Annotated in this window: 1 protein-coding gene and 1 pseudogene; both read right to left on the reverse strand. The window is 66.5% G+C overall.

The window, feature by feature from the left end:
* The coding region (locus tag AACY52_RS30760; RefSeq protein WP_339561456.1) for an NAD(P)-binding protein at positions 1–219 on the reverse strand (219 nt) is incomplete at its 3' end.
* A pseudogene (locus AACY52_RS30765) lies at positions 219–469 on the reverse strand (MFS transporter); the annotation flags it as partial. The pseudogene AACY52_RS30765 and the gene AACY52_RS30760, both read right to left, overlap by 1 nt.

The raw sequence follows: 469 nt of genomic DNA on the forward strand, positions 1-469 counted from the left end.
AATGCGCTCGCGCGCCATCACACCGATGGTTGCCAGATCATCAAGCCCAAGCGCGCGAAGCGCGACGAACACCTCTTCCTGCGGAACCAGTCCAGCACCGCGCCCGGCAAGCCCGGCGCGCGAACGCTCATAGACCTGGACATCGTGCCCGGCCTTTCGCAGCAGCCCTGCAGCGAACAGACCTGCGAGCGACCCGCCTACGATCACGATCCGCATCATCAGTGCTTTCTGCGCAGGCTGGCGATCTGCAGCGCGACCGCAACCAGTGCGAACGCGCCGCCAAGGGCAGCGACGGCGTCCCAGCCCCCCGCCTTCCACGCGGTCTTCGCGGCGGCCGAGCCGACCGCGCCGCCAAGGAACATCGCCCCCATGAAGATGGTGTTCAACCGCGAGCGCGCTTCCGGCCGCAAGGCGTAGACAATATGCTGATTGGAGACGAGCGCGCTCTGCACGGCGAAATCGAGCAGAA

Origin of the sequence: Pseudomonas sp. EA_65y_Pfl1_P113 (genome assembly GCF_963970525.1) — a bacterium.
GTDB lineage: Bacteria > Pseudomonadota > Gammaproteobacteria > Pseudomonadales > Pseudomonadaceae > Aquipseudomonas > Aquipseudomonas tritici.